This is a genomic window from Enterococcus sp. DIV1096b, from assembly GCF_050498765.1.
Taxonomy (GTDB): domain Bacteria; phylum Bacillota; class Bacilli; order Lactobacillales; family Enterococcaceae; genus Enterococcus_D; species Enterococcus_D entomosocium.
Map to the genome: position 1 here is coordinate 1,443,201 of NZ_JBMHEK010000001.1, position 25,692 is coordinate 1,468,892.

The following is a 25,692-nucleotide window of genomic DNA, read 5'->3' on the forward strand; positions in this document are numbered from 1 at the left end:
GCAATCCACTAGGGTTGCTGGTTTTCTTTTTCAACACACGTGAAAGCGTCGACGATATATTCCATCAATAAGAGCAGTTTGCCAAAGAAACTGGTGTACTGGATGTTTTGGGTGTCGTAGGGACGTTCATCTGTCACTTCAAAGGAAAAGGTCGCTAGTTGATTGGCGCGATGCTCACCGTTCCCACAAAACAAAACAGTTGGTATGTGATGTTCATTGGCTAATGCCATCTTTTCCAGCACTTTTTGTGTTTCGCCAGATTTAGAAATAGTAATCAACATACTGATGTTCTCGATGTTGTTACTAATGATCCCACCTGAGTCAGAAGCACTGACTAATAAGGTTTTGATGCCGTTGACAAGCATTTTTTTGTGGAGGTATTCTGCCACGATCCCCGAAAAACCTGTGGCATAAATCGTAATAAACTTGTTCTTGTTTTGTCCATAGATTTCTTTGATCGCTTCGATCGTATCTGCAATACTGGCAGCGTCAATTTGGTAATCGATGGCGGCTTCAGTGATCGTCTGATTTTTCAAGCGATTCTTTAAGAAGTAAAGCAGCTCTAGATAGCCAGAAAAACCTAGTTTTTGCGCAAGCCGCACGATGGTTGCTGGGGAAGTGTAGATCGTTTTAGCGATTTCTCTTAAGGGCAGTCCATCGATCGCAGCGGTATTTGCAAGCAAATAATCAAGAATTTGCAGCTCATTGTCAGTCAATTTTTTTCCTTTGATCAATACATTTAAGTCCATTGTTCGGCACTCCTTTGTCTTGTCTTCATCATACAATGAATAACGACAGAAAGTAAAATAGGAATCGCGTCATGCTGATATATAGGAAAAAAGATTGTGCATTTCCTAAAAAGATATTATAATTTCTTATATAGAAAATAAAGGTGGAGAAATGATGACACAAAAACCATATGGAACCGTACTACTAAAAGCAGCAACCATTTTAGATTACCTCGCAGAAGCGCCAAGTAAACCATTGCAAGAAATTTCAGAAGCAACGAAACTGACCCCATCCACAGCTTTGAAAATATTGGAAACGCTACAAATGATCGGCTATGTCAAACGCGACAAAGAGAAGAATTATCGCTTAGGGTCTAAGCTGATCAAGTATGCGAATCAAAACATTCAAGAGCTTGATTTAGTGGAAATCAGCTTGCCATACTTGGAAGCATTGCAGAAAACGGCGGATGAAACGATCCACTTAGGGGTCTTGACCGCCAATGAGATTCTTTATGTCAATAAATTGGAGCCTCAGAATCAAACGATCCGCATGTCTTCAAAAGTAGGAATCACAAGACCGTTGTATAGCTCTGCCATGGGGAAAGCCGTTTTAGCGGAGTTTGATGCCCCTCAAGTAGAGGAGTACTTGGCAGCAACGCCTTTAACCGCTTATACCGAAAATACCATTACAAATCAGTTGAAGTTGAAGAAAGAATTGGAACAGGCAAAAGCGAACCAAGTAGCCTTTGATGATGAAGAAATGGAACAAGAAATCTATTGCATCGGCGCCTCACTGATAAAAGATCAGGAGATCGTTGGGGCGTTTTCTATCAGCCTACCGAAATACCGCTTGACCCCAGAATACAAAACGACATTGATCGATGCGATTATTGCGACAAAACAACAAATTGAACAAGCGTTATAAACTTTTTAATGGAAAGCCCTTGCAAATAAAAACGAGAACGGTATAATGAACGTGTAAGTTTCTTTATAATAAATACCATTTTCCAAATAGGAAATAAGTGGAGGGTCTTAATGAAAAAAGTAGCGAATTTAATGAAACTAAAGGAAAGCGGTGTGATCGCTGTTGTACGTGGCGCTTCAAAAGAAGAAGCACTACAAGCAAGTAAAGCGATCGTTGCAGGGGGGATCACCGGCATTGAGTTGACTTTTACAGTGCCTCAAGCGGCGGATGTAATCGCTGAATTAGTAGCAACCTTCAAAGAGAATCCAGAGGTAGTTGTTGGTGCGGGGACCGTTCTTGATGCAGTGACCGCCCGCTTAGCGATCATGGCAGGAGCAGAATATGTCGTCAGCCCAACCTTTGATCAAGAAACGGCTGAATTATGTAATTTATATCAAATCCCGTATCTGCCTGGTTGCATGACCATTTCAGAAATGAAGGACGCCTTAAAAGCAGGCGCAGATATCATTAAACTATTCCCGGGTAGTGCGTATGGACCAAGTATCATCTCGGCCTTCAAAGCGCCATTGCCACAATTAAACATTATGCCGACCGGTGGTGTCAGCTTAGACAACATGCAAGAATGGTTTGCAGCGGGTGTTGTAGCCGTTGGTGTAGGGGGGAATTTGTTAGCGCCAGCAGCAAGTGGGGATTTTGACAAAGTAACAGAAGTAGCGAAACAATATGCGGCAAAATTAAAAGAGATTCGAGGAAAGTAAGATGGCAAACATTCTGACACTAGGAGAAATCATGTTGCGTCTATCGACAACGTTAGGCGACCGAATCGCCCATAGTTCGACGTTTGCTGCCCATTATGGTGGCGGGGAAGCCAATGTTGCGATTTCCTTGGCAAATTTTGGTCATCACGTTTCTTTTGCTAGTAAAGTGCCGGAAAATGCTTTAGGAGATGCCGTTTTTCATCATTTACGAAGCTATGGCGTCGATTGTCGTCACTTGCTTCGTGGCGGTTCCCGACTAGGTACTTACTATATTGAAACCGGTATCGGGGAACGAGCAGCGCGAGTGGTTTATGATCGCGCAGGCTCTAGCTTTGCTCAAATGAAGGAAAATGAGTGGCAGTCTGACCTTTTTGATGGGATTGACATTGTTCACCTTTCAGGGATCACGCCAGCTCTTTCATCGACTTGGCAGACACTTTTGCTGACGTTGATCAAAGAAGCGAAAGCAGCTGGTTGTAAAATCAGTTTCGATATCAATTATCGTGGAAAGCTGTGGACGACCGCTGAAGCGCGCGACTTTTTGCAAGAAGTGCTCCCCTATGTCGATTATTGCTCGGCAGGACAGTTAGATGCACAAGTCTTTATGGATGTAGCAGCTCCAACAGAGGAAGTCGAAGATGACTACTATTATCAAGAAATGCATCGGAAATACCCAAATATCCAGCTCTTTTATTCAACTAGTCGTCAGGTGCTCTCAGCAAGTCACAATCAATTGACAGGAAGCCTATGGCATAACGGCAATTATGTCGTTTCTGCTACCCATGAGATCAATCCAATCGTTGATCGCGTCGGAGGCGGCGATGCCTTTTCAGCTGGTATCCTACATGGTGTTGTCACGAAGAAACAAGACCAAGAAATCGTTGATTTTGCCACTGCCGCATCTGCTTTGAAACATACGATCCATGGCGACTGTAATCAGTTTAGCGCCAATGAGATACAAGAATTTATTGCAACAGGTTCAGGAAAAATTATTCGATAGGAGGAATAAAACATGCAACACATGGAAACACGCTATACCCATAGTCCACTTGATATTCGTCACTATAGTACCGAGGAATTACGCAGAGAATTTTTGGTAGAAAAAATTTTCACACCAGGACAAATCATGCTGACCTATACCCACAATGATCGGATGATCTTTGGCGGAGTGACACCGACAGAAGAAGCGTTAGAAGTGCAATTAAGCAGCGAATTAGGGGTGGAATACTTCTTAGAACGTCGCGAATTAGGCGTCATCAATATTGGAGGACCTGGTGCGATCACGATCGATGGCCAAAAAGAACCAATGAAAAAACAAGACGGCTACTATATCGGCAAGGAAACCAAACAAGTCTTGTTCCACTCAGATGATCCAGCAAATCCAGCGAAATTCTATCTATCTTGCGTGCCAGCACATAAGAAATACCCAAATGTAAAAATCAGTATTGATCAAGTCACACCAATGGAGACAGGCGAGGGCTTGACATTAAATGAACGGAAAATTTATCAATACATTCACCCAAATGTTTGTGAAAGCTGTCAATTACAAATGGGGTACACGATCTTAGAACCAGGCAGTGCTTGGAATACGATGCCAAGTCATACCCATGAACGTCGGATGGAAGCATATGTGTATTTTGATTTTGCCAACGAAGACACAAAAGTGTTCCATATGATGGGCAAACCAGATGAAACGAAGCATTTAGTCGTTAGTGAAGAACAAGCAGTTATTTCTCCAAGCTGGTCGATCCATTCGGGTGTTGGAACCAGTAACTACTCCTTTATCTGGGCAATGTGTGGCGAAAATATCACCTATACCGACATGGATATGGTGGCAATGGACGACTTAAAATAAAAAGAAAGAGGGTTTATCAATTATGGATTTTTCAATGGATCAATTTCGTTTAGATGGTAAGATCGCATTAGTGACAGGCGCTGTCTATGGGATCGGTTTTACGATCGCTCGTTCATTAGCAGAAGCAGGAGCAACGATCGTTTTTAACAACTTGGATCAAGAATCAGTGGATAAAGGATTAGCAAACTATCGTGAAGCAGGGATCGAAGCCCACGGCTATGTCTGTGATGTAACGGATGAAAAAGCAGTCAACGAAATGGTCAAGCAGATCGAAGAAGAAGTTGGCGTGATTGATATCTTAGTCAATAATGCTGGGATCATCAAACGAATCCCGATGTTGGAGATGTCTGCTGAAGACTTCCGCCAAGTCGTTGACGTGGACTTGAACGCTCCATTTATCGTTTCAAAAGCAGTCTTACCGTCAATGATCAAAAAAGGACATGGAAAAATCATTAACATTTGCTCAATGATGAGTGAATTGGGAAGAGAAACGGTGGCTGGTTACGCAGCGGCTAAAGGCGGCTTGAAAATGTTGACGAAAAACATTTGTGCTGAATTTGGTTCAGCTAACATTCAATGTAATGGGATCGGACCTGGTTATATTGCAACACCGCAAACCGCACCATTACGAGAGATCCAACCAGACGGTTCTCGTCACCCATTTGATCAATTTATCGTAGCGAAAACACCTGCTGCCCGTTGGGGTGAGCCAGAAGATTTAGCAGGACCAACGGTTTTCTTAGCTTCTGAGGCATCAAACTTTGTCAATGGCCATGTCTTATATGTAGACGGCGGTATCTTGGCGTATATCGGGAAACAACCTGAATAAAACAATCAGTAGTAAGGATGGGGACGATTGCAATCGTTCCCATTTTTATGGTGCAACACCTAAGAAATGCAAGTTTTTAAAAGGTAGCTTGGCGATAAATGGGTTGAAGCAAAGGAATGGCAAACAAATCCTTTAATAAGAATCAAAAGCAAAACGCTGTGAAGGAAAATGTTCTTCGCAGCGTTTTGCTTGAGTAGCTCTTTTTCAAATCAGGTAGCGTATTTATGTTAGGGGAAGATTCAACACAAACAATGAGTTTCAATCTAAAAGAACTTGTTGTGCAAGCGGTAATGGAGCATCTTTCAAACATTCTGCAACTAATTTGGCGACGGCTGTAGCACCTTGGTCATTCAAATGCGTGTTATCCGTAATGCCGGCTGGATAATTGGGGTGCTGATTTTTTTCTAAATGAAGAAAATAGGTTTTCGCCTGTTGTGGTTCCAGCGCTGAAAAGAACCGTTGTGTTGCGGCAAAAAGATCCAGACAGACCACATCCAAGGAGGTAGCCAAAGCACGCATTGCTTCTGGGTAAGGACCGACTGCCAAAGGATCAAGTTGTTGTTGGTCCACGTAATGCAAACGAGTGATCGAGGTCAATAGGATCGGTGTCGCTTGCTGCTGGCGTGCCGTTTGCACGTAGGTTGTTAAATTATGCTGATATTCAACAGGTGTCGTACCGCGACTATCTGTTTTTTGATCATTGTGTCCAAATTGAATCAAGAGATAATCACCAGCATGTAGTTCTTTTTCTGCCTGCAACAAGCGTCCTTCTTCAATGAAGCTCTTGGAGGAACGCCCATTTTTTGCCAAGTTGACGATTTGATGCTGGGGTAGATAGCGTGAGATTTTTTCTCCCCAGCCCGTTTCTGGACGAGCGCTAGGCTCTTTGATCGATGCGGTGGAATCACCGACGATGACGATTTTTTCCATTGTCTTTCTCCTGAAATTTGAAGTAGTTTTTGGCGTTTTGATAACAGACATTTTCTACTAATGGTTTTAGCTGACGAAGATCAGCAGGTGCTTCACCACGTACAACGATCTCAGCAAGCCATTCACAAAAGACGCGTCGGAAATATTCATGACGGGTGTAAGACAGAAAGCTTCTTGAATCCGTCAGCATGCCGACAAAGTTAAAGATCACACTGCCGTCTGCGAATTTCGTCAATTGGTGACGCATGCCTGCGCGGGTGTCGTTATACCACCAACCAGATCCTAACTGCAATTTATTATTGCCTTCTTGCTGGAAGCACCCCATCAAAGCGACGAGTGCATCATAGTCATTGGGATTTAAGGAGTAGAGAATCGTTTGAGGCAAATGGTCTTGCGCATCAGCAGCGTTCAATAATTTCTGCAAGTTTTGAGTCAGTGGTTGATCATTGATGCCATCGTAGCCAGTATCTGGTCCCAAGCGCTCAAACATTCGTTGGTTGCAGTTACGGTACGCATGGACATGCAGTTGCATCGTCCAACCATGTTCGTGATACAGCTGCATCAGTTCAACTAGAACATTGGTTTTGAAGAACGAGACTTCTTTTTCCTCCAAAGATTCTCCAGCTAATGCTTTGGCAAAAATTGCTTCAAGGGATAACTGTTCGTCTGTAGCATACACTAAAGTATCCAGCGCATGGTCAGACAAGCGGCAGTGATGCTGGTGAAAATAGCTTACACGGTCCCGCAAGGCTGTCAAGAAAGCATCGTAGGTAGTGATCGCGTTTTCGACACTCTTTTCGAGTTTGGTAACATAGGTAAGAAAATTCGGATGGTCGATTTGTAACGCTTTGTCAGGTCGAAAGGTCGGCAAGACCCGAAAACGTTGCTCTGTTTGGCTTAATTGGTGATGATAGTGAAGATCATCGACTGGATCATCTGTGGTGCAAACGATCTCGACTTTACTGCGAGCAATCAAAGCTCTTCGGGTAAAGTCTTTTTGCTGCAATTTTTCGTTGCATAGCCTCCACAAAGTTTCGGCATTTTCTTCAGTAACGGGAAGATCGATCGCAAAAAATCGCTTTAACTCTAAATGGGTCCAACTGTAAAGGGGATTTCCCACCAATTTTGGCACTGTTTGACACCATGCCAAAAATTTTTCATAATCACTGGCATTGCCCGTAATCGCTTCTTCGGGTACGCCACAAGCGCGCATCAATCGCCACTTGTAATGATCGCCACTTAGCCATGCCTCGGTGATAGTTTTAAAGGGCCGATCCTCATAGATTTCTTTCGGGTCTAAGTGGCAGTGGTAATCAATGATCGGCAGATCTTTGGCATATTCATGGTAAAGGGTTTGAGCAATTTCATTTGGCAGTAAATAGTTTTCATTTAAAAACATGTCGAACCTCTTTTCTTTGGTTATAGTGTCACACCATTTTTAAAGATGGCGATCTCACGAACGTTGTTGGCTTCATTACGCGTCGGTTTTCCACTGGCAGTATCGATGATCGCTTGAATAAAGTCTTCCAGCACGACCTCCATCGGCTCTTCCAACAAGCGACCAGCGTTGAAATCCATCCAGTGGGGTTTCTTATGATAAATCTCTTGATTCGTGGCAACTTTCATGGTCGGCACATAGGCACCAAATGGCGTGCCCCGACCAGTGGTAAATAAGACGAGTTGGCAATCGGCAGAAGCCAGTGCAGAAGCGGCAACAAGGTCGTTTCCTGGACCTTCCAGCAGGCTTAAGCCTGGCTTACGGAGTTTTTCCCCATATTTTAAGACATCGACGACAGCGGAAGTCCCAGATTTTTGGGTACAGCCTAATGACTTATCTTCTAGCGTAGTGATGCCGCCTGCCTTATTGCCAGGAGAAGGATTTTCATAGACTGGTTCACCGTAAGCAAGAAAATAATCTTTAAAGTCGTTGATTAGATGGAGGATTTTTTCAAAGGTTGCTTCATCTTGTGCACGCGCCATCAAGACTTGTTCAGCGCCAAACATTTCGGGTACTTCCGTCAAGACCGTGCTGCCACCTTGAGAAACTAAAAAGTCAGAAAATGCCCCTAACAAAGGGTTGGCGGTGATCCCAGAAAACCCGTCAGAACCCCCACATTTTAACCCGATCTTTAGCTCACTCAAGGGAACGGCTTCTCGTTGATCCTCTTTTGCTGCTTCCAGTAATTCTTCTAATAAGCTTTCGCCGACCGCAATTTCATCGTCGCTTTCCTGTGCCACCATAAATTTGACGCGCTTTGGATCGTAGTCACCCAGGTTTTTCTTAAACTCGGGAACGGTGTTGTTCTCACAACCTAAGCCAAAGACCAAGACGCCACCGGCATTTGGATGATGCACCGCATCAATTAAAATTTGACGGGTGTTTTGATGATCTTGGCCTAACTGGGAGCAGCCGTAGGGATGTTTAAGGATCGTAATATGATCAAAGGTGCCAAGATCTGGATGATTCTTCTTGAAGTTTTCAACAATGATCTCAGCGATGCCATTGATACAACCAACTGTTGGCACGATCAGTAAATCATTACGAATCCCAACTTTGCCATTTGCCCGCCGGTACCCTTGGAACGTCGCAGCCCTTTTTGGATAACGGACGGGATGCAAATCGGGGGCATAGGTGTATGCTAAGGTACCAGAAAGGTTGGTTTTGACATTGTGGGTATGCAACCATTGGCCAGTTTTAACATCAGTTAAGAGATGTCCAATGGGGTAGCCATATTTGATCACGTCTTGTGATTGAGCTAGGTCTTTGAGGGTGATTTTGTGTCCTTGCGGAATATCCTCAAAAAGGGTGATCGTTTGGTCTTCAAATGAAAGGGTCGTTTTAGCAGCTAGTGGTTTTAATGCGACTGCGACATTATCATTAGGGTGCAATTTCAATAGTTGCGCGGGTGTTTCTGTTAATGTGCTGGACATAAAGATTCTCCTTTATTTCAAACTTGGCTCAGGGGTGTCAATCGACGCAAGTAACTGGCGGGGTCCGTCTTGTTTTAGACATGCGCACATTTCATTGATTGTCGCTGTCATAAAGCTCAGGTCTGCATGCCAGAGTTGCTCATTTTTTAATAGAGTGGCGATCTGTTCTTCTGCTGGTAATTGTTTCACTTGCTGAAATATGGTTGTCACTAGGTCATCATCTTGAAAAGGTCGAGTGAGATAGAAAGTCAGCAACCCTGCCAGTGCGGCAGTGATTCGTTTTGGTAACTGCTGGTTTTGTTGGACATAACGAGTTAAGACTGGTTGAAGACGCGCACGGAATTTTGAGACGCTGTTTAAAGCGATCGATTGCAGCTGATGCTTCACATAAGGATTTCTGAAGCGCTCTTTGATTTGTTCCGCATAAGCTGCAAGCTGCGCTTTAGGCAAATCAAGCATTGGAATCAACTCTTCCAGAAAAAGACCATCCAAAAAGGCTGCAAAATCACGGTCGTTCATTACTTCTTCAACGGTTTCTAAACCAGCTAAAAGACCGAGAGGAACCATCGCCGTATGAGGACCATTTAATAAATGTACTTTTTGTTCACGGTAAGGGGTCATATCTTCTGTCACGATCACATTCAACCCAGCTTCTTGCAAGGGAAGCTTTTCGGCTACGCCGCTTCCTTCGATCACCCAGAGCATAAAGGGTTCCGCAGTGACCATTACGGCATCCTCATAGCCAAGAATCTCTTGGTATTGTGCCACTTTATCGCGAGGATATCCTGGAACGATCCGATCGACTAAGCTGCAGCAGAAGGTGTTTTCTTTTTCTAACCAGTTGACGAAGTCTGACTCCAAAGACCATAATGCGGCATATTGTAAGACGATCTCTTTTAGTTTTTCCCCATTCCGATCGATTAATTCACAAGGAATGATCAAAAATCCCGGTTTTTGTCGTTGAAAACGACGATACAAAAGAGCGGTCAGTTTTGCAGGAAAACTTTTGGGAGGGGTATCGTGTAAGGTATCCTCTGGGTGAAACGCAATACCTGCTTCCGTCGTATTAGAAACGATGATCTCGAGTTGCTCATCTTCGGCTAAAGCAAGATAGTCTACCCATTGCTGATAAGGATTCAGCACTTGATCAATGGTGGAGACGACTTCAAATGTTTGAGAAGGAGCGCCATCGACAAGTCCTTCTAAGATAACGGTGTAGAGATTTTCTTGTTGTGCCAACAGCTCTTTCAAGCCGTGATCAATCGGCTGTACCACAACGGCACTGCCATTAAAAAGCCCTTGTTTGTTCATTTGCTGCAGCTGCCAGTTAAAAAAGCCCCGCATAAAATTGCCTTCCCCGAATTGAATCACTCGGGCTGGATAGGTTTGATGGGGTTGTTCGGTAATTTTTTTCATAGAATCCTCCTTAAAAAATAGTTATGCACACGTTAACATTTTTGCGTAAGCGCTCTTGAAAACAAGAGGCTTACAGCGATTGACGAATGATTAACGAGGTATCAAAGAAATGTTGTTTCTCAACTACTTGATTGGCAAATGCTTGCAACAGCAGAGTTGCTGCCAATTGACTCATTTCATAGACTGGTTTGCGGATCGTTGTTAAAGGGGGATACGTATAGGGAGAAAAAGAACTATCATCAAAACCGATGATACCGATCTCCTCTGGGATCTTTCGTCCTGCTTGATGACAGGCATTGATCGCCCCGATCGCCATATCATCATTGGCGCAAAAAATCACTTCAGGTGGTTCAGGTAAAGCGAGTAGTTGCTGGGCACCCAGCTGACCACTTTCCAACGAGTAGTCGCCAGCTACGAAGTATTCTTTCGGGCAGACAAGCTGCTTTTCTTGAATCGCTTTCATAAATCCTTTGCGACGCTCTCTAGCGGAACCAAAGGAAGCGATCCCTTCGATCATGGCGATCTTTCGAAAGCCTTGTTCAAGCACATAGGTGATCATTTGATAGACCCCTTGGGCATCATTACTAGTGACATTCATCAAGGTTGCATCCTGCAATTGACGATTCAAAACGACGATGGGAATGTTTTTCTTTGAAAGAGCAGCGATAAAGCCGTCATCACGATCACTTTGACTCATCACGATCGCTCCATCTAGGCGATTCGGCTCTTCATCAAATGTATCGGATTGCAATAATTCATGAACCGCCAAAGTATATTCGGATGGTAGGGTATCACTGATTCCTTTGATCACTTCGACTAAAAAGCTATCGGAAGTACCAATGGATAGATGAGAAAAATAAAGACCAATGATATAAGATTTCTGATTCACCAGACTTTTGGCATTGACATTGGGCACATAGTGTAAAGATTCAGCGATGGCTGCGATCTTCTTTTTTGTTTCTGGCTTGATTAATGGGCTATCGTTTAACGCACGAGAAACAGTTGTATGTGAAACACCAGCGACTTTGGCGATATCTTTGATCGTGACCATAGAAAACCTTCTTCCTTTTTGCTTGATTCAAGCATAGCTTGTTCCCACGAGAATGTCAATACACCAAGGATGCACACGTGAAACATTTTTCAAAATAACATAGGAACTTTTTCTGGGATGTGCTAGTATAAAAGAAGATAGTTAGGTAATGGGAGGGAGTCTATGAAATTCTTTTTAAGCTATCATCAAACATCCAACTTGTTTTATAAAATATTTATTTTGATTTTTCTAATTGGTAGCGCTTTAATCATTGGGTTTAGTGGGGTCATTTATCATCGAACGTATCAAAACATTCAAGAAACGTTTTTGCAAAGTCAACATAATTTGGTCAACCAAGTCAAAGAAAATCTGGATCAAAAAATTCAGATGGTGGAGTATGCCTTTTCTACATATAGCAGCACGCAAAGCTTTTCCGATACGATGGAACAGCCGTTTTCCGTGACGAATTATCGACAAGTGCGCGAGATCAATTCGCAACTGGCTTACATTGGTGTGATGGGAATCGAAAACGCCAGCTACCAATTGGTGAATTTGAATCAGCATTGGAAAATCGAAGAAGGCTCCTTAAAACAGATCGATGATACTGAATTCGCTGCTTTTCAAGCGTTGATCGACAACCAACGCTACTTGTATTGGTTGCCAGAAGATGGCTATTTAAAAATGGTGATGACGCTGCCTGTTTTTCGACAGGAAACCACTGCTTTGGGGATCGCTGAAATCCAAGACCATACCATTGCGCAGTTGGTGGCAGATCATGACGATTCCTTTTTGAATATTTTTCATGCGGACGGACAACTGCTTTTCGATAATGGTGAAGTGATCGATTCTGACTTACACGAAACAATGATCGCAGCTGCCCACGACGATGGCATCTTCACTGACAAAGAAAACAATAAGTATGTGGTCACACAATCGGATTACAATAAGTGGTATCATGTGATCCGTCTGGCACCTGCCAGTGTTTCGCAAGCAATCCGTGAATTAAGAAGCGGTTTGATCGTGATTGGCAGTCTTTTGATCATCCTCTTTTTATTAGTATCCTATCGCATTGCGATCGTGGCTACCTCACCCATCAATCGGATCGGTGAGCTTTTAAAGCCCAAAAAACAAGGTCAGAAATTAGAAGTCAATCAGTTGATTTCCGATATCGACCAGGTCTTACATCAAAACCACGATCTCGCCGTCAAAGTTGAACACCAAAAGCCCGAGTTAGAATCCTTGTTTTTATTAAACTTGTTTCGCGGCTGTATCTCAGAAGCAGATAGTCACTTAAAACTGTCACAATTTGGGTATGAAGTATCCGAAACGGAACACTATGCCGTATTACTGATTCAAATCGATGATTTGTGTGGACGAGAAACAGCGACTATTGATATTTTCTTGCTTGCCATCGAGAATCTCGTTTCTGAAATCATTCCGGCGAATTTGCGTTTTCAGCCAATCATCTCCAGTCAAGAAACCCAAGGAACAATTTTAAAGCTTCCTGAATCAGTTGACCAAAAACAAGTATTGACCTATTGTCAAAAGATCCATCAAGCGGCAAAAGATTACTTGAAAATCAAAATAAGTTGTGGGGTCTCACAATCCTACGACCGCCTCGTAGAAACCAAATTAGCGGTTGATAACGCTAAAGAAGCCTTGCACTATCGAATGAATTTAGGGGAAGAAGTCATTATCTTTTTTGACGACATTGCGGCACAATTAGACAATAACGCGATCGTTCAGTACCCTAGAGAAGCAGAAAGCACCTTTTTGGATGCAATGCGTAGTGGGGATCTAGCGACCATCAAAACGAGTTACACAGAAGTCGTACGCGAAATCATTCATGAAAACAAAAATCCGTTGACGATTGAAAGTGCCTTGTTTAAGTTGATCAACAGTATCGTTCAGCTAGGGCAACTCCTAGGAGCAGATCATACTAGCTTGCAGAATAGTCGTAAAGTCTATCAATCCGTGCTCAACCAAACCAGTTTGTTCAAAGTTGAGCAAATCATCTATCAAGAGTTAGTTTTACCTATCGTTGAAACGACACAAGCCAAAACAGATCGAGAAATTCGCTCCTTGTCTGAAAAGATGGTCTTGATCGTACACCAACAATACGACCAAGATCTCTCCTTAGATAGCATTGCTGAACAGTTGCATTATAATGCCAATTACTTAAGTAATGTGTTTAAAAAGGAATTATCCATCAATTTTGCCGATTACTTACAAAACTATCGATTGCAAGTCGCGAAAAAGTGGTTAAGAGAAACCGATTTGACCATCAAAGAAATCGCCGCCAACCTACAATATACCAACTCTCAAAACTTCATCCGCTTTTTCAAAAAGAAAGAACAGATGACACCCGGAGAGTATCGCAAACGATCCAAAGATTAAAAGAAAAAAAGCGTTTTTTGATCAACGATCAAAAAACGCTTTTTTTCTTTGCTGCCTGTTGGCTACCCTTTGACGGAACCAACCATGGCACCTTTCACGAAATACTTCTGGACAAATGGATAGGCGATCAACATTGGCAAAGTCGCAACGACGATCACGGCCATTTTCACGGATTGTGCTGGGGGGACAACATCGACACTAGCGGCATCGGCGTTCATCCCGCTGGAGACAATCACGATTTGTCGAAGGAGCACTTGGATCGGCCATTTCGCTGAATCATTGATGTACAAAATCGCTGATTGATAAGTATTCCAATAACTAACAGCGTAGAACAAAGAGATCGTCGCAATCGATGGTAAGGAAAGAGGTAAGATGATACGGAAAAAGACGCCCCAATCAGAGCAACCATCCATTTTTGCTGATTCCTCTAAACTATCAGGAATCCCTTGGAAAAAGTTTCTCATAATGATCATATTATATGCACTGATGGCGCTCGGTAAGATCAGTGCCCAGAGAGAATCGATCAAGCCAAGGCTTTGTACCAAAATAAAACTTGGGATCATCCCTCCGCTAAACAACATCGTAAATACGACAATAAAATTGAAGATGCCACGTCCATGCAAATATTTTCTTGAAAGAGCATAGGCCATAAAAGAGGTCAAGATCATTGAAAGAACCGTTCCGACGATGGTCACAAAAAGGGAAACACCAATACTCGTAAAAATCGTGGGAGTCGAGAGAATATACCGGTAAGCATTTAAGCTAAATTCACGTGGGATAATGATAAATGTTCGTGTCGCAATCTCAGAAGAAGAAGCAAAGGAGCTTCCGAGAATGTTCAGAAAAGGCAAGAGACACATTAAGGTAAAGAGTAGTAGAAAACCGATAATAAATCCTTGAACAACCCGTTCACTCTTCGGGCGATTCGTTTTTTTTAGGGTTTGTTGCATAGGAAAAACCTCCATCTTTTTTTACTTAAATAGGTATTTCCAACGTATCATGAGGCGGGGACAACGTATATAATCACTTTTACATGTTAAAAAAATCACAATCATGACAAACGTTGATAAATCAATGGTTTTCCAATTCGACCGAGAAATAATCCTAAAAAATGTATGCCCTTCCAATGCTGAGAAAATGATTATATACGTTATCTTTCTTACACGCTACCATGGGACTATCAAATCAAAAAAACTCGGAGGAACAAGTATGGAAACAAAAGTTGATAATTACTTCTCACCACTTACTGAAGAAGAACAGCGACTGCGGTTGAAAAAGAAAAAATGGGCGCAAATCAGAAAAAATCGTGCGCTCTATATTATGGTATTGCCAGGTATTTTATATTTTATTATCTTTCGTTACATTCCAATGGGCGGTTTAGTCATCGCTTTTCAAGACTACCAGCCATTCTTAGGGATCTTAGGCAGTCCCTTTGTTGGGTTTACTCATTTTATTCGGCTCTTTACTGAAGATACTTTTGTGATGTTGATGCGCAACACGCTGATCATGTTTTTCTTAAATATCACGATTTCCTTCCCTTTTCCTATTTTATTGGCGCTTATGTTAAATGAAGTAAATAACCGTCGCTTGAAAAAAAGTATCCAGACGATTATTTATTTGCCTCATTTTATGTCGTGGGTGATCGTAGTTTCAATCTTCTACGTCCTGTTGACGACTGAAGGCGGTGTGATCAATAACATGATCGAAAGTCTTGGTGGGGAACGTATCCCATTCTTAACTAGCCGTACTTGGCTACGTCCAATGTACATTTTCCAAGATCTTTGGAAAGGTGCCGGTTGGGGGACGATCGTCTATCTAGCCGCTATTACCAATGTTGATGAACAGCTTTATGAAGCTGCGGATATGGATGGGGCTGGCAAACTACGTAAAATGTGGCACATCACGTTGCCGTGTATTCGTCCGACGATTGTGACCTTAATGATTTTAAAAATCGGTTCGATCTTAGATATGGGCTTTGAGCATATGTTCCTATTAATGAACTCAATGAACCGTGAGGTTGCCCAAATCTTTGATACCTTTGTCTATACCGCCGGGATTCAAAATGGTCAATTGAGTTACTCGACAGCTGTTGGGCTGTTTAAAGGTCTTGTAGGTTTGATCCTCGTTGTTTTTGCGAATCGTTTGGCGAAAAAAATTGGGGAAGATGGTATCTATTAAGAAAGAGGGGATCATATGACGATTGAGAAAATCACGAAAATCAACGATGGGCTAACCGCGTTTTTGACCCTGATCGCCCTTCATTTTCTTTGGCTAAGTGTGACACTTCTGGGGGGAATCTTTTTGGGAATCGGACCAGCCTCGTATGCCATGATGAAATATTATGATCGCTGGCTTCGTCTTCACGAACGACCGCCTTTGATCAAAAGTTTTTTCTACTATAGTAAAGAACGGTTCCGACAATCGGTGCTGATCAGTTGGTTGTTTCTGATCATCGCAGCAATCGTGATCACCAATATATTTGCGCCATTTCCATGGTTTATCCAAGTAGCGAATGTCCTCTTTTTGATTGCGTTTCTCTTTCTATTCATGCACGTGTATACCGTCATGGCAGCCACTAACTTTGTGACCGTGTTTGAGATCCTGCGAGGGAGTGCGTTGTTAGGTTTAGGCTATCTGCATTATTCGATCATTAGTTGGTCGATTTTGATCGTTGGCTATTTAGTTCTTGGCAGCTATTTCTTGATCGGCCTCATTTTGATGGGGAGCAGCTTAGTTGGTGGTGTTTTTGCCCTTGCTGGTAAAAAAATTCTTCAAGATATCCACCCAATTGAAACAGATCAGGTGGTTTCAAAAACGGCATCGACTACGGAGCAAACCGTTGCCAGTAAAGGAGATGAGGTCATTATCTAAAGAAAACGGCTCAAAGACTTTTACTGGTCCGTGAACAAAACGGTCACTAGAAAACACCTGAAAAATAGCAAAACAAGTTGAACCCTCATGAAATATAGCCAGTAAAACGGATTCATTGAAACAGCTCTATGAATTGAGGAGACTACAATAAAAGGAAGTATCGTACATGAAGAACTATTCGGAAATTGCTTTGAACACATTATTTGAGCGCTATGACTACTTATGCAAAGAAAAAATTTATCACGGAAAATGGTCCTATGACATCGGGGTCGTTTTACAAGGCGTGAAAGAAGCCTATGAGCAAACTGGTGATAAACGCTATTTCGACTATATCCAAAACACGATGGATGTTTATATTGACGAAGACGGTTGTATCAAAAACTATCAGATGGATGCGATGAATATCGATTACATCAATAATGGCAAATGTTTATTCTTACTATACAAAGAAACAGGTGCTTCAAAATACAAGATCGCCTTGGACACGCTGTATCAACAATTACAGCAGATGACAAGAACAAGCGAAGGCGGGTTCTGGCATAAAAAAATCTATCCATATCAAATGTGGTTAGATGGCTTATATATGGGGGCCCCATTTTTGACAGAATACGCACTGACATTTGAGAAAGAAGAAGCATTGGCAGATGTAATCAAGCAATTCACCTTATGCTTTACGCATACCCTAGATCCAAAAACGGGTCTTTTGTATCACGCGTGGGATGAACAAAAAGTCCAGCCGTGGGCAGATCCCAAGACCGGTTGTTCAAAAAATTTCTGGGGACGATCAATGGGATGGTTCATGATGGCTCTCACAGATACGATGGTGCTATTAGGGGAATCAGAGCTGAAGAATCCATTAGAAAATATGTTTGTCTCCTGTCTAGAAGCTCTTGCTAAAGTAAGAGATCCCCAGAAAAAAGTGTGGTATCAAGTCTTAGATAAAGGCAGGGAGCGTGGGAATTATTTAGAAGCATCCGCTTCTTCAATGATTTGTTACGCAACAGCGAAAGCGGTCAAAGCAGGGATCATCGATCAAAAATGGCAAGTGTTTGCCCAAGAGACCTATCAAGGATTGCTGGATGAGTTTGTCTTTTTAACAAAAGAAGGTTGGTTGAATCTGATCAGAAACTGTGAAGTTGCTGGTCTTGGTGGACCAGATAATCGGGATGGTACGTTTGTTTACTATATCAGTGAACCCGTTATCACGAATGATTTCAAAGGATACGGTGCCTTTTTACAAGCGAGTTTACTGCTGCAACCATTAACGGAGGAAGGAAGCAAGAAATGAATATCCAATTGACTACAGCTGATTTACAAGGAAAAGAAGGTCTGTTGACAGAAGCGATTCAAGAAAAAATTGATGAATTGCATCAACAAGGAGGAGGCAGAATCACTTTTTCAGCAGGACGCTATCCGACGGGTGCGCTCTTTTTAAAAAGTAACATTGAACTGCACCTACTATTGGGGGCGACCTTAGTATTTTCTGATGATCCCAAAGACTATCCCGTCGTCGTGTCTCGCTGGGAAGGGGTCAAACGGGAAGTTTATGCCTCTTGTTTATATGCCGAGAATGCGGAAAATATCGCTGTCACAGGACTAGGAATGCTTGATGGACAAGGGCAAAGATGGTGGAAGACCTTTCGGGAAAATCGTGAACAGCTTGCTTATCCACGACCAAAATTAATCAGTTTTGACTCTTGCCAGCAAATTACGTTGAAAGATATCCGTCTTGTCGATTCACCCAGTTGGACCGTCAATCCGATTCTTTGTCAAAATCTAACGATCGATAATCTTCGCATCAAAAATCCAGCGGATTCGCCAAATACAGATGGGATCGATCCTGAATCTTGTAAAAATGTCCGCATCAGTAACTGTCATATCGATGTTGGCGATGATTGCATCGCCATCAAATCAGGAACGGAGGACACTAAAGAACGGGTCGCTTGTGAGAATATCACGATCGTAAATTGCCATATGCTTCATGGGCATGGGGCCGTCGTTCTAGGGAGTGAGATGAGCGGCGATATTCGTAATGTCACTATTAGTAATTGTATTTTTCAAGATACCGATCGTGGGATTCGTTTGAAATCACGTCGTGGACGTGGCGGAACGATCGAAGATATTCGAGTGAATAACATTGTGATGGATAATGTCATCTGTCCATTCACTTTAAATCTTTACTATTTCTGTGGACCGAAAGGCAAAGAAAAGTATGTTTGGGATAAAAATCCGTACCCGATCACCGAGGAAACCCCTCATTTCCGGAGAATTCATTTTGCAAATATCTCGGCTCGGAATGTCCATGCGGCCGCTGGGTTTGTTTATGGCTTGGCTGAACAATTTATTTCAGATATCACTTTCCAAGATATTGCCGTCTCTATGGCTGAGCACCCAATTCCAGGAAAGCCTGCGATGATGACAGGTATCGAAGAGATGACAAAACAAGGTTTTTATATTGGCTGTGGACGGAATATTCAGTTTGATCGTATCAATTTGGAAGGTGTAACTGAAGCGTTCCATATCGAGAATAGCCGGGAAATCACCGTCACACAGTCATTTGAGAATCGTCAGCCTCTGGGATTTCAAGGAGATTTTTTGTGAGGGATCCTCAGTTACTTCAGCTGCTAGGTCCTGATATGAAAGTTGCACCACAAGTGGTTCAGCAAACAAAAGAGCAGGTGCAAAATTATACCTTGGAACATTTACTTCTACGATTAAATCAAGAAGAGGATGTCCCTGCATACTTTGCTTATCCTAGCTCTCAGCAACCGGTTCCACTCGTTTTGTTCAATCATTCTCATGGCGGCGACTTCACGATGGGGAAAGAAGAACTGCGACAAAGTCCGCCGTATATGCAAAAAGAAAGCCTATTCGCTGCATTTATGAAGCTGGGCGTCGCCGTTGGAGTGATCGACATGTGGGGCTTTGGCAAACGAAAAAACGGTGAGAATGATAGCTACAAGCGGTTTCTGTTGCAAGGCAAAACATTATGGGGACAACGAATCTATGACAATCAACAGTTTTTAACCTATCTTGCTTCCCGTAAAGAAGTGAAACAGTCCGCTATCGCCACATTGGGACTTTCTATGGGGGGCTTGATGAGCTGGTGGTTGGCAGCGCTAGATGAACGGATATCAGTGGTGGTGGACATGGCAGCACAAGTGGACTATCAAGCATTGATCGAAGAGGACCGTCTAAGCAAACATGGGTTTTACTATTATGTTCCTAATGTGTTGAAAGACTTTACGACTGCGGCGATCCAAAAACAGATCGCACCACGCCCGCGTTTGAGTTTGGTTGGCAAAGAGGATCGTGGCTGCCCCTCAAGCGGCGTCGCTCGTTTGGATCAGCAGGTCGGGCAGCATTATGAAGCAATAGGCTACAAGGAGCATTGGCAGGCGTGTTGCTTGCCAGGTGGTCATGAAGAAACCAAGGAGATGAGAGCGCAGTGGATCGAATTTCTAAAACAACACCTCCTATCAAGCTAAAGGTTAGTAAAGAGCCGCAAAAGGGTGATTTTACGAGTATCCAAGCAGCCGTGTTGGCTGCTGAAGCCTTAAACGCACCTTGTGAGATCACGATCGCCTCTGACGTGTATCAAGAACAGGTGAAAATCTATAAAAACCAGCTTACGTTGATCGGGGAAACTAACACGTTCTTATGCTACCACTTGGCTGCCGAGCAAACCGATGAAAATGGGCAAAAAAGAGGAACCTTCCAAACAGCGACGCTCTTTATCAATAGCCGAGAAGTCTTTGTAAAAAACCTGACCATCATCAATGACGCAGGGTATGGGCAAGCAGTCGGGCAAGCAGTTGCCGTCTATATCGAAGGGGATGACATTCGCTTCGAACGCTGTCATCTCGATGCTTTTCAAGATACCTTGTGTCTGGGTCCATTGCCAAAATATACCAAAGAAGGTGAACCAATGATCAGTCCTTGGCGAAAGATAATCTTTGACCAACAACAGAGTTTGTTTTTGCATTGCAGGATCAGTGGAACAGTCGATTTTATTTTTGGCGGTGGTTCCGCCACCTTTGAAGAGTGTCGCTTGCATTGTAAAAATACACCACAAACGAACTACGTTACTGCTGCCTCAACTAGCAAACAAGCAAGCGGGTTAACCTTCGATCGGTGTCGGGTGACAGGGGACAAAGCCTATTATCTAGGCCGCCCTTGGCGCAATGAAGCCAAAGTAACCTTTTTATCCTGCTGCTTTGATCAACAGCTCGTCCCTTGCGGATGGTCTGATTGGGGAAAAACAGCAAACCACCAAACGGTCGCGTTCACGGAGCGAATGTGTTGTTACCAAACAAGCCCCAAACGTCCTGAATGGGTGACTATCGAAGGAGTGATAGAAAAATGAGCAAGGCAAAATGGTCTGGATGGATCGGGATGGTTCTCGCTCTGGTGTTGATGGGCGGCTTTTCCTTGGCGATCAATCAAATGACTGTCCAGCAGTTCGAAGAGATCTTTCAACGTGCGTTTCCCTCTGTACTGAAGCAAATGACGGCAGAAGCAGCATTGGCGCAATTTCAAACACTCGGTGCTTGGTTTGGCTTCACGCTGTTGGCACTCCTGATATTGGTTTCAGTGGCGACGATGCTTGTTCGCTATCGTAATTATCGAAAGCAATCTTGTGCTATTTATTTTTTGACTGGTGTCGTGACATTGATTGGTAGTCAAATGATCGCTTTTCCGATTGCCTTTTGTTTCTTTTTAGCGGCGGGTTTTTGTTTTCTCCATCGCGATGACGGACACAAGAAAAAAACAACGGACGCAGTCAGCAAACAAGGAGGGGTTGCATGAAGGCAATGATCAATAATCCGATTTTAAGAGGGTTTCATCCTGATCCGAGTATTTTAAAAGTCGAGGATACTTATTATTTAGCGGTTTCTTCCTTTGAGTGGTTACCAGGAATTCGGGTCTACTGTTCCCAAGATCTAGTCAATTGGTCCCATGAAACAGATATTCTGACCAATCAAGTGAATTTATTAGGCAACGCAGCAAATTGCAGCATTTGGGCACCGCAAATCAGTTACGCAAACGGACAATACTATTGTGTCTATACAAATGTTCGCAACACGACACGCCCCTTCAAAGACTGTCGAAACTATCTCATCACGGCTCCTACGATTCATGGGCCATGGAGTGAGCCCATTTACTTAAATGGTAGTGGCTTTGATCCGTCCTTGTTTCATGATCAAGAGGGGCGTATCTGGTTATTGAATGCGCTTTGGGATTATCGTAAGGATACACCAAATAAATCGGTGGGGATCGTGCTCCAAGAATACTCTGAAGTACAAGGCCGATTGATCGGTGACAGAGTGCCAATTTTTTCTGGAACCCAGCTGGCGAAGACTGAAGCACCGCATCTTTATTACCACAATGAGTGTTATTACTTACTGACGGCAGAAGGAGGAACGGGTGCAGGTCATGCGGTAACGGTTTGTCGTAGTAAAACCATCACTGGGCCTTATGAAGTAGATCCGCATTTTCCCATGATGCGTGCCTATCAGCGCGAAGATTCCCCTTTTCAATGTACAGGTCATGGCAGTTTGACGATTGCACCATCAGGAGAATGGGTCATGAGCTATTTGATGACTCGGCCAGTAGAAGAGGCAGCGATCCTTGGACGAGAGACGGCACTCCAAACCGTCTATTGGGATCACGAAGGATGGCTGCGTCTTAGCAATGATGATACGATCCCAGATCAAACCATCAGGCTCGCTAGCGACGCTCAGAAGCAAAGGGCATCACCTGCTGTTTTTATGGATGATTTTAAAGGATCATTGCAAAAAGCATGGAACGGTAGGCGATTGCTGCCCAATGAAGAGTGGTGCAATCTGAGTAAGCGACCAGGGTATTTGCGATTGATCGGCGGAGAATCGATGCAATCGAACTTTCATAAGCACTTATTGGCGATTCGTCAACAAGACTTTTGTTTTGAAGCTGAAACAGTGATGGAATACCACCCCCAATCGTTTAATCAGATGGCTGGATTGTCGCTGTTTTTAAACGAAGAAAACTATTTGTTTTTCTATGTGACTTATGATGAAAAAGACGGCAAGATCCTTCGTCTGATTCGGTGTTGTGAAGGAGAATTTCACTTGTTCCCAGATAAATTGCCCCTCGCTGCTTCAAGTGAGCCGATCGGATTGAAAGTAGTCGGTTCTTATCTAGAAGCAGAATGGTTCTATCGGCAATCACAAACGTGGCATCCCTATAAAAAGCAAAACATCCAGTTCTTGTCTGGTGGTTTTACAGGGAATTTCATTGGAATCAGTGCCCATGATCTAGATCACTTTGCTGGAAGCTATGCCGATTTTACGTACTTTAAGTATCAAGGGAAAGATCCGCTCGATGATGATTCCCTAAAAATAGAGAAAGAAGGGTAACGAATGAAAAAGTTGAAAGTAGCAAGTTTATTATTATGTGCAGGACTGTTTTTAGCAGGCTGCGGCGATGGCGGAGGTTCATCTGATGGACCAGAAAGTGATGAAAAAACAAGTATTTCTTGGATGGCAATGCTGCATACCGCTTCACCTCCGTCTGGGGATGTAACACAAAAGTTAGAAGAATATACAGGGGTCGAGATCGACTTTACATGGGTGCCGGACGCATCAAAAACAGAACGCTTGAATGCAGCATTAGCGTCAAATTCTTTAGCAGATATCGTAAGTTTGACAGAAATCAATAACACAACCGTCCGTAGTTCGCTAGCATCTGGAATGTTCTGGGATGTGGAACCCTATTTAGAAGAGTTTCCGAATCTGGCAGAAATTTCTGAGGATCGCTTAGAATCTTCTCGGATCGATGGTCATATCTATGGTGTACCGTTTCTAAAACCGATCGCTCGTTATGGTGTCCTCGTAAGAAAAGATTGGTTAGACAATTTAGGGTTGGACGTGCCATCGACTTTAGAAGAATTATCAGCTGTGGCACAAGCCTTTACAGAAGGAGACCCAGATGGCAATGGGGTAGATGACACGGTCGGATTCGTTGAACGTGATGAGTCCTTTAATGTTGGGTTCCGTTCACTTTCAGGTTACTTTGGTGCAGACAATTGGTTTACGATCACGGATGATGATGAAGTGATGCCATCCTTTATGCAACCAGAATACAAAGAAGCAATGGAATGGTTCCGTAATATCTATGATAACGGCTGGATGAATTCTGATTTTGCGGTAATGGCGAAAAATGATCAGAAGAACTATATCGTTCAAGGTCGTGGTGGGATTGTATTGAGTGGTTTGCAAGAAGTACGTAACTACATTGATGATGCAGCTGGTACTGATGAAGAGCATATGGAATGGGTCTTGATCAATGATATCGTCCATGAAAATGTGGAACGTCGTATCCTTTCTGATACCAATGGTGGAATGGGCGGTTGGTTAGCCATTCCGAAAAACAATGTTGAAACCGAAGAAGACTTACGTGTTGTTTTGAAATTTATCAACGATTTGATGGACGAAGAGCCGTTTACCTTGATGACGCAAGGGATCGAAGGGGTCCATTATGAAATTGATGATGAGGGTGTCTATGTCCGTTTAGATGATACGAAGTGGCAACAAGAAGTACAACCATTTTCTTCGTCTCGTCCATCAGAATTAGTAACAGTTTTCCCTTCAAGCAACCCCTATGTCAACTTAGCCAATGAAAAGATTCGGGAAAATGAAGAATTTGCGGTGATCAATCCTGCACAATCGCTGACCTCTGAAACCTATGATCGTTCATGGTCAAGCTTGATTGAAGGAATCTCAGACGCTTACTACCAATATATGACTGGGGAAATCGAGATCGATGGGTTTGATACAGCGATCGAAACCTTCTTAAGAAATGGTGGACAGCAAATCATTGATGAGTTCACGGAAGATTATCGTTCACAACAATAAAGGTCACAAAAGGTTCTGATCATCTGTTGAGAAGGAATGGATGAAGTGAGGAGCCGCTACTGCTGAATGATTGGAAGACCAAGACCAGTTGAAGTGATTCGCTGCTTGGTCTTCTTTTTGCTTCAAAAGCAGTGAAGAAAGGAGAAGCTATGTTTCAACTAACTGTTCGGGGGCATGATTTAAAGAATTATGGGTCCCCAGAAGAATTAGCGCAAAAAATTGTCGCCAAAAACATTCATAACATTCAATTTGCATTAAATAAATCCTTCCCGCAATGGGCAGAGCCAGAGCAATTAAGCCCTGGTTTAGGCCGCTTTTTCAAACGTGTTTTTGGTCAATCTTATGTTCAGGTCGCTTTATTGAGTTGTTATAGTAATCTGATCCATCCTGATCTGGAAAAACGGGAAGCGATTTTATCCAGATTCGAGACCTATCTCGCACATGCCAAATACTTTGATGCAGCTATGGTTGCAAGTGAAACTGGTTCGGTTTTGCCAAATATGGGGTATACCGAGGAAAATTTCAGTGACATCGTTTTCGATGATTTGGTTCAGGTGATCAAGCGTTTGGTCCAAGTGGCTAAGAGACATCAAGTGATGCTAGGGATTGAAGCGGGCTTGAATCATCCACTATCATCGATCGATCGAATCGAAGAATTGCTGGAACGAGTACCGTCTGACTATTTAGGGATCATCTTTGATCCAACCAATCTGATTACGGCGAAGAACTATCAAGAGCAAGTCGCTTTGACAAGGGAAGCTTTTTCCCGCTTTGGTGATGCCATCGTTTGCTTGCACTTGAAGGACTATCAAGTAATCGATGGTAAAATCAAGGTAGTGCCATTGGGAGAAGGAAGGATTGATTATCAACAACTATTGGCCATCACCGCTGAATACAAGCCATTTTGTTATGTTGTGTTAGAAGGGACGACCGAAGAAGCGATGCAGCCGGCCATTTCACTGATTGAAGCATTGCAAAAGTGAGCGAGCTGTCTTTGATTGTGACTGATGAGGAAAAGCTTTGTTACAAGGAGTCACGGGAGATCAAGGAATCCTTTCCTCAACAAGCAGATTTATTTACTTACTAAAAGTTAGTGTTATACTTAAAGGTACAAGTGAACTTAACTG

23 protein-coding genes are annotated in these 25,692 nt (G+C 43.0%); 16 read left to right on the plus strand and 7 right to left on the minus strand.

Going from position 1 to position 25,692, the window contains the following annotated elements; genetic code table 11:
• Window positions 1-8: 8 nt before the first annotated feature.
• Window positions 9-749 carry a MurR/RpiR family transcriptional regulator gene (locus IGJ17_RS06905; protein WP_008381545.1) on the minus strand — a complete coding sequence of 247 codons (741 nt, stop codon included), beginning with the start codon at window positions 747-749 and terminating at the stop codon, window positions 9-11.
• 151 nt (window positions 750-900) lie between these two features.
• Between IGJ17_RS06905 and IGJ17_RS06910 the strand changes: the two genes are divergently transcribed.
• The 5 genes from IGJ17_RS06910 to IGJ17_RS06930 all read left to right on the plus strand — a co-directional run bounded on the left by IGJ17_RS06910 (window position 901) and on the right by IGJ17_RS06930 (window position 5,095).
• Window positions 901-1,653 (plus strand): IclR family transcriptional regulator, encoded by a 753-nt coding sequence (locus tag IGJ17_RS06910; RefSeq protein ID WP_016621204.1) that lies wholly within the window; start codon window positions 901-903, stop codon window positions 1,651-1,653.
• 110 nt (window positions 1,654-1,763) lie between these two features.
• Window positions 1,764-2,411: a bifunctional 4-hydroxy-2-oxoglutarate aldolase/2-dehydro-3-deoxy-phosphogluconate aldolase gene (locus IGJ17_RS06915; RefSeq protein ID WP_016621203.1), complete on the plus strand. Its 648-nt coding sequence runs from the start codon at window positions 1,764-1,766 to the stop codon at window positions 2,409-2,411.
• A gap of 1 nt (window position 2,412) precedes the next feature.
• The gene (locus IGJ17_RS06920) at window positions 2,413-3,411 is read left to right on the plus strand and encodes a sugar kinase (protein WP_301388315.1); all 999 of its coding nucleotides are present in this window, start codon (window positions 2,413-2,415) and stop codon (window positions 3,409-3,411) included.
• Window positions 3,412-3,423: 12 nt separating this feature from the next.
• Complete coding sequence (kduI, locus tag IGJ17_RS06925) at window positions 3,424-4,266, plus strand: 5-dehydro-4-deoxy-D-glucuronate isomerase (protein WP_005229915.1); 843 nt, start codon at window positions 3,424-3,426, stop codon at window positions 4,264-4,266.
• Window positions 4,267-4,288: 22 nt separating this feature from the next.
• A complete protein-coding gene (locus IGJ17_RS06930) occupies window positions 4,289-5,095 on the plus strand; it encodes a gluconate 5-dehydrogenase (RefSeq protein WP_429961177.1) in 807 nt (268 codons plus the stop codon).
• Between the two features lie 258 nt (window positions 5,096-5,353).
• Here IGJ17_RS06930 and IGJ17_RS06935 read toward each other — a convergent pair whose 3' ends face one another.
• From IGJ17_RS06935 to IGJ17_RS06955, 5 genes are all read right to left on the minus strand, one after another.
• Window positions 5,354-6,025, minus strand: coding sequence for a rhamnogalacturonan acetylesterase (locus tag IGJ17_RS06935; RefSeq protein ID WP_429961178.1), 672 nt, complete (start codon window positions 6,023-6,025; stop codon window positions 5,354-5,356).
• Window positions 6,000-7,424, minus strand: coding sequence for a glucuronate isomerase (gene uxaC / locus IGJ17_RS06940; RefSeq protein WP_008381536.1), 1,425 nt, complete (start codon window positions 7,422-7,424; stop codon window positions 6,000-6,002). Before uxaC ends, IGJ17_RS06935 begins: the two co-directional genes overlap by 26 nt.
• 20 nt (window positions 7,425-7,444) lie before the next feature.
• Window positions 7,445-8,956 (minus strand): altronate dehydratase family protein, encoded by a 1,512-nt coding sequence (locus IGJ17_RS06945; protein WP_218193138.1) that lies wholly within the window; start codon window positions 8,954-8,956, stop codon window positions 7,445-7,447.
• Between the two features lie 12 nt (window positions 8,957-8,968).
• The gene (locus IGJ17_RS06950; RefSeq protein WP_429961179.1) at window positions 8,969-10,372 is read right to left on the minus strand and encodes a tagaturonate reductase; all 1,404 of its coding nucleotides are present in this window, start codon (window positions 10,370-10,372) and stop codon (window positions 8,969-8,971) included.
• A 70-nt stretch (window positions 10,373-10,442) separates the two neighbouring features.
• On the minus strand, window positions 10,443-11,423 hold the full coding sequence (locus IGJ17_RS06955; RefSeq protein WP_005229927.1) for a LacI family DNA-binding transcriptional regulator: 981 nt from the start codon (window positions 11,421-11,423) through the stop codon (window positions 10,443-10,445).
• A 162-nt stretch (window positions 11,424-11,585) separates the two neighbouring features.
• Between IGJ17_RS06955 and IGJ17_RS06960 the strand changes: the two genes are divergently transcribed.
• Window positions 11,586-13,799, plus strand: a complete 2,214-nt coding sequence (locus IGJ17_RS06960; RefSeq protein ID WP_218193136.1) for a helix-turn-helix domain-containing protein — start codon at window positions 11,586-11,588, stop codon at window positions 13,797-13,799.
• Between the two features lie 62 nt (window positions 13,800-13,861).
• Here the strand turns inward: IGJ17_RS06960 and IGJ17_RS06965 are convergent, their stop codons facing one another.
• Window positions 13,862-14,749 carry a carbohydrate ABC transporter permease gene (locus IGJ17_RS06965; protein ID WP_008381527.1) on the minus strand — a complete coding sequence of 296 codons (888 nt, stop codon included), beginning with the start codon at window positions 14,747-14,749 and terminating at the stop codon, window positions 13,862-13,864.
• Between the two features lie 259 nt (window positions 14,750-15,008).
• Between IGJ17_RS06965 and IGJ17_RS06970 the strand changes: the two genes are divergently transcribed.
• From IGJ17_RS06970 to IGJ17_RS07015, 10 genes are all read left to right on the plus strand, one after another.
• A complete protein-coding gene (locus IGJ17_RS06970; RefSeq protein ID WP_008381525.1) occupies window positions 15,009-15,977 on the plus strand; it encodes an ABC transporter permease in 969 nt (322 codons plus the stop codon).
• A 15-nt stretch (window positions 15,978-15,992) separates the two neighbouring features.
• Window positions 15,993-16,670, plus strand: coding sequence for a YesL family protein (locus tag IGJ17_RS06975; protein WP_005236490.1), 678 nt, complete (start codon window positions 15,993-15,995; stop codon window positions 16,668-16,670).
• A gap of 166 nt (window positions 16,671-16,836) precedes the next feature.
• Window positions 16,837-17,958 carry a glycoside hydrolase family 88/105 protein gene (locus IGJ17_RS06980; protein WP_429961180.1) on the plus strand — a complete coding sequence of 374 codons (1,122 nt, stop codon included), beginning with the start codon at window positions 16,837-16,839 and terminating at the stop codon, window positions 17,956-17,958.
• Complete coding sequence (locus tag IGJ17_RS06985) at window positions 17,955-19,271, plus strand: glycoside hydrolase family 28 protein (protein WP_008381518.1); 1,317 nt, start codon at window positions 17,955-17,957, stop codon at window positions 19,269-19,271. The genes IGJ17_RS06980 and IGJ17_RS06985 overlap by 4 nt, the downstream gene beginning before the upstream one ends.
• Window positions 19,268-20,158, plus strand: a complete 891-nt coding sequence (locus IGJ17_RS06990; protein ID WP_429961181.1) for a dienelactone hydrolase family protein — start codon at window positions 19,268-19,270, stop codon at window positions 20,156-20,158. The genes IGJ17_RS06985 and IGJ17_RS06990 overlap by 4 nt, the downstream gene beginning before the upstream one ends.
• Entirely contained in the window at window positions 20,119-21,036 is a 918-nt protein-coding gene (locus tag IGJ17_RS06995) for a pectinesterase family protein (RefSeq protein ID WP_429961182.1), read from the plus strand. Before IGJ17_RS06990 ends, IGJ17_RS06995 begins: the two co-directional genes overlap by 40 nt.
• Window positions 21,033-21,479, plus strand: coding sequence for a DUF4064 domain-containing protein (locus IGJ17_RS07000; protein WP_087664226.1), 447 nt, complete (start codon window positions 21,033-21,035; stop codon window positions 21,477-21,479). Before IGJ17_RS06995 ends, IGJ17_RS07000 begins: the two co-directional genes overlap by 4 nt.
• A complete protein-coding gene (locus IGJ17_RS07005) occupies window positions 21,476-23,068 on the plus strand; it encodes a glycoside hydrolase family 43 protein (protein ID WP_194187997.1) in 1,593 nt (530 codons plus the stop codon). Before IGJ17_RS07000 ends, IGJ17_RS07005 begins: the two co-directional genes overlap by 4 nt.
• A 3-nt stretch (window positions 23,069-23,071) precedes the next feature.
• Window positions 23,072-24,565, plus strand: coding sequence for an extracellular solute-binding protein (locus tag IGJ17_RS07010; RefSeq protein ID WP_016613309.1), 1,494 nt, complete (start codon window positions 23,072-23,074; stop codon window positions 24,563-24,565).
• A gap of 149 nt (window positions 24,566-24,714) precedes the next feature.
• On the plus strand, window positions 24,715-25,548 hold the full coding sequence (locus IGJ17_RS07015; protein WP_301388351.1) for a sugar phosphate isomerase/epimerase family protein: 834 nt from the start codon (window positions 24,715-24,717) through the stop codon (window positions 25,546-25,548).
• Window positions 25,549-25,692: the final 144 nt, after the last annotated feature.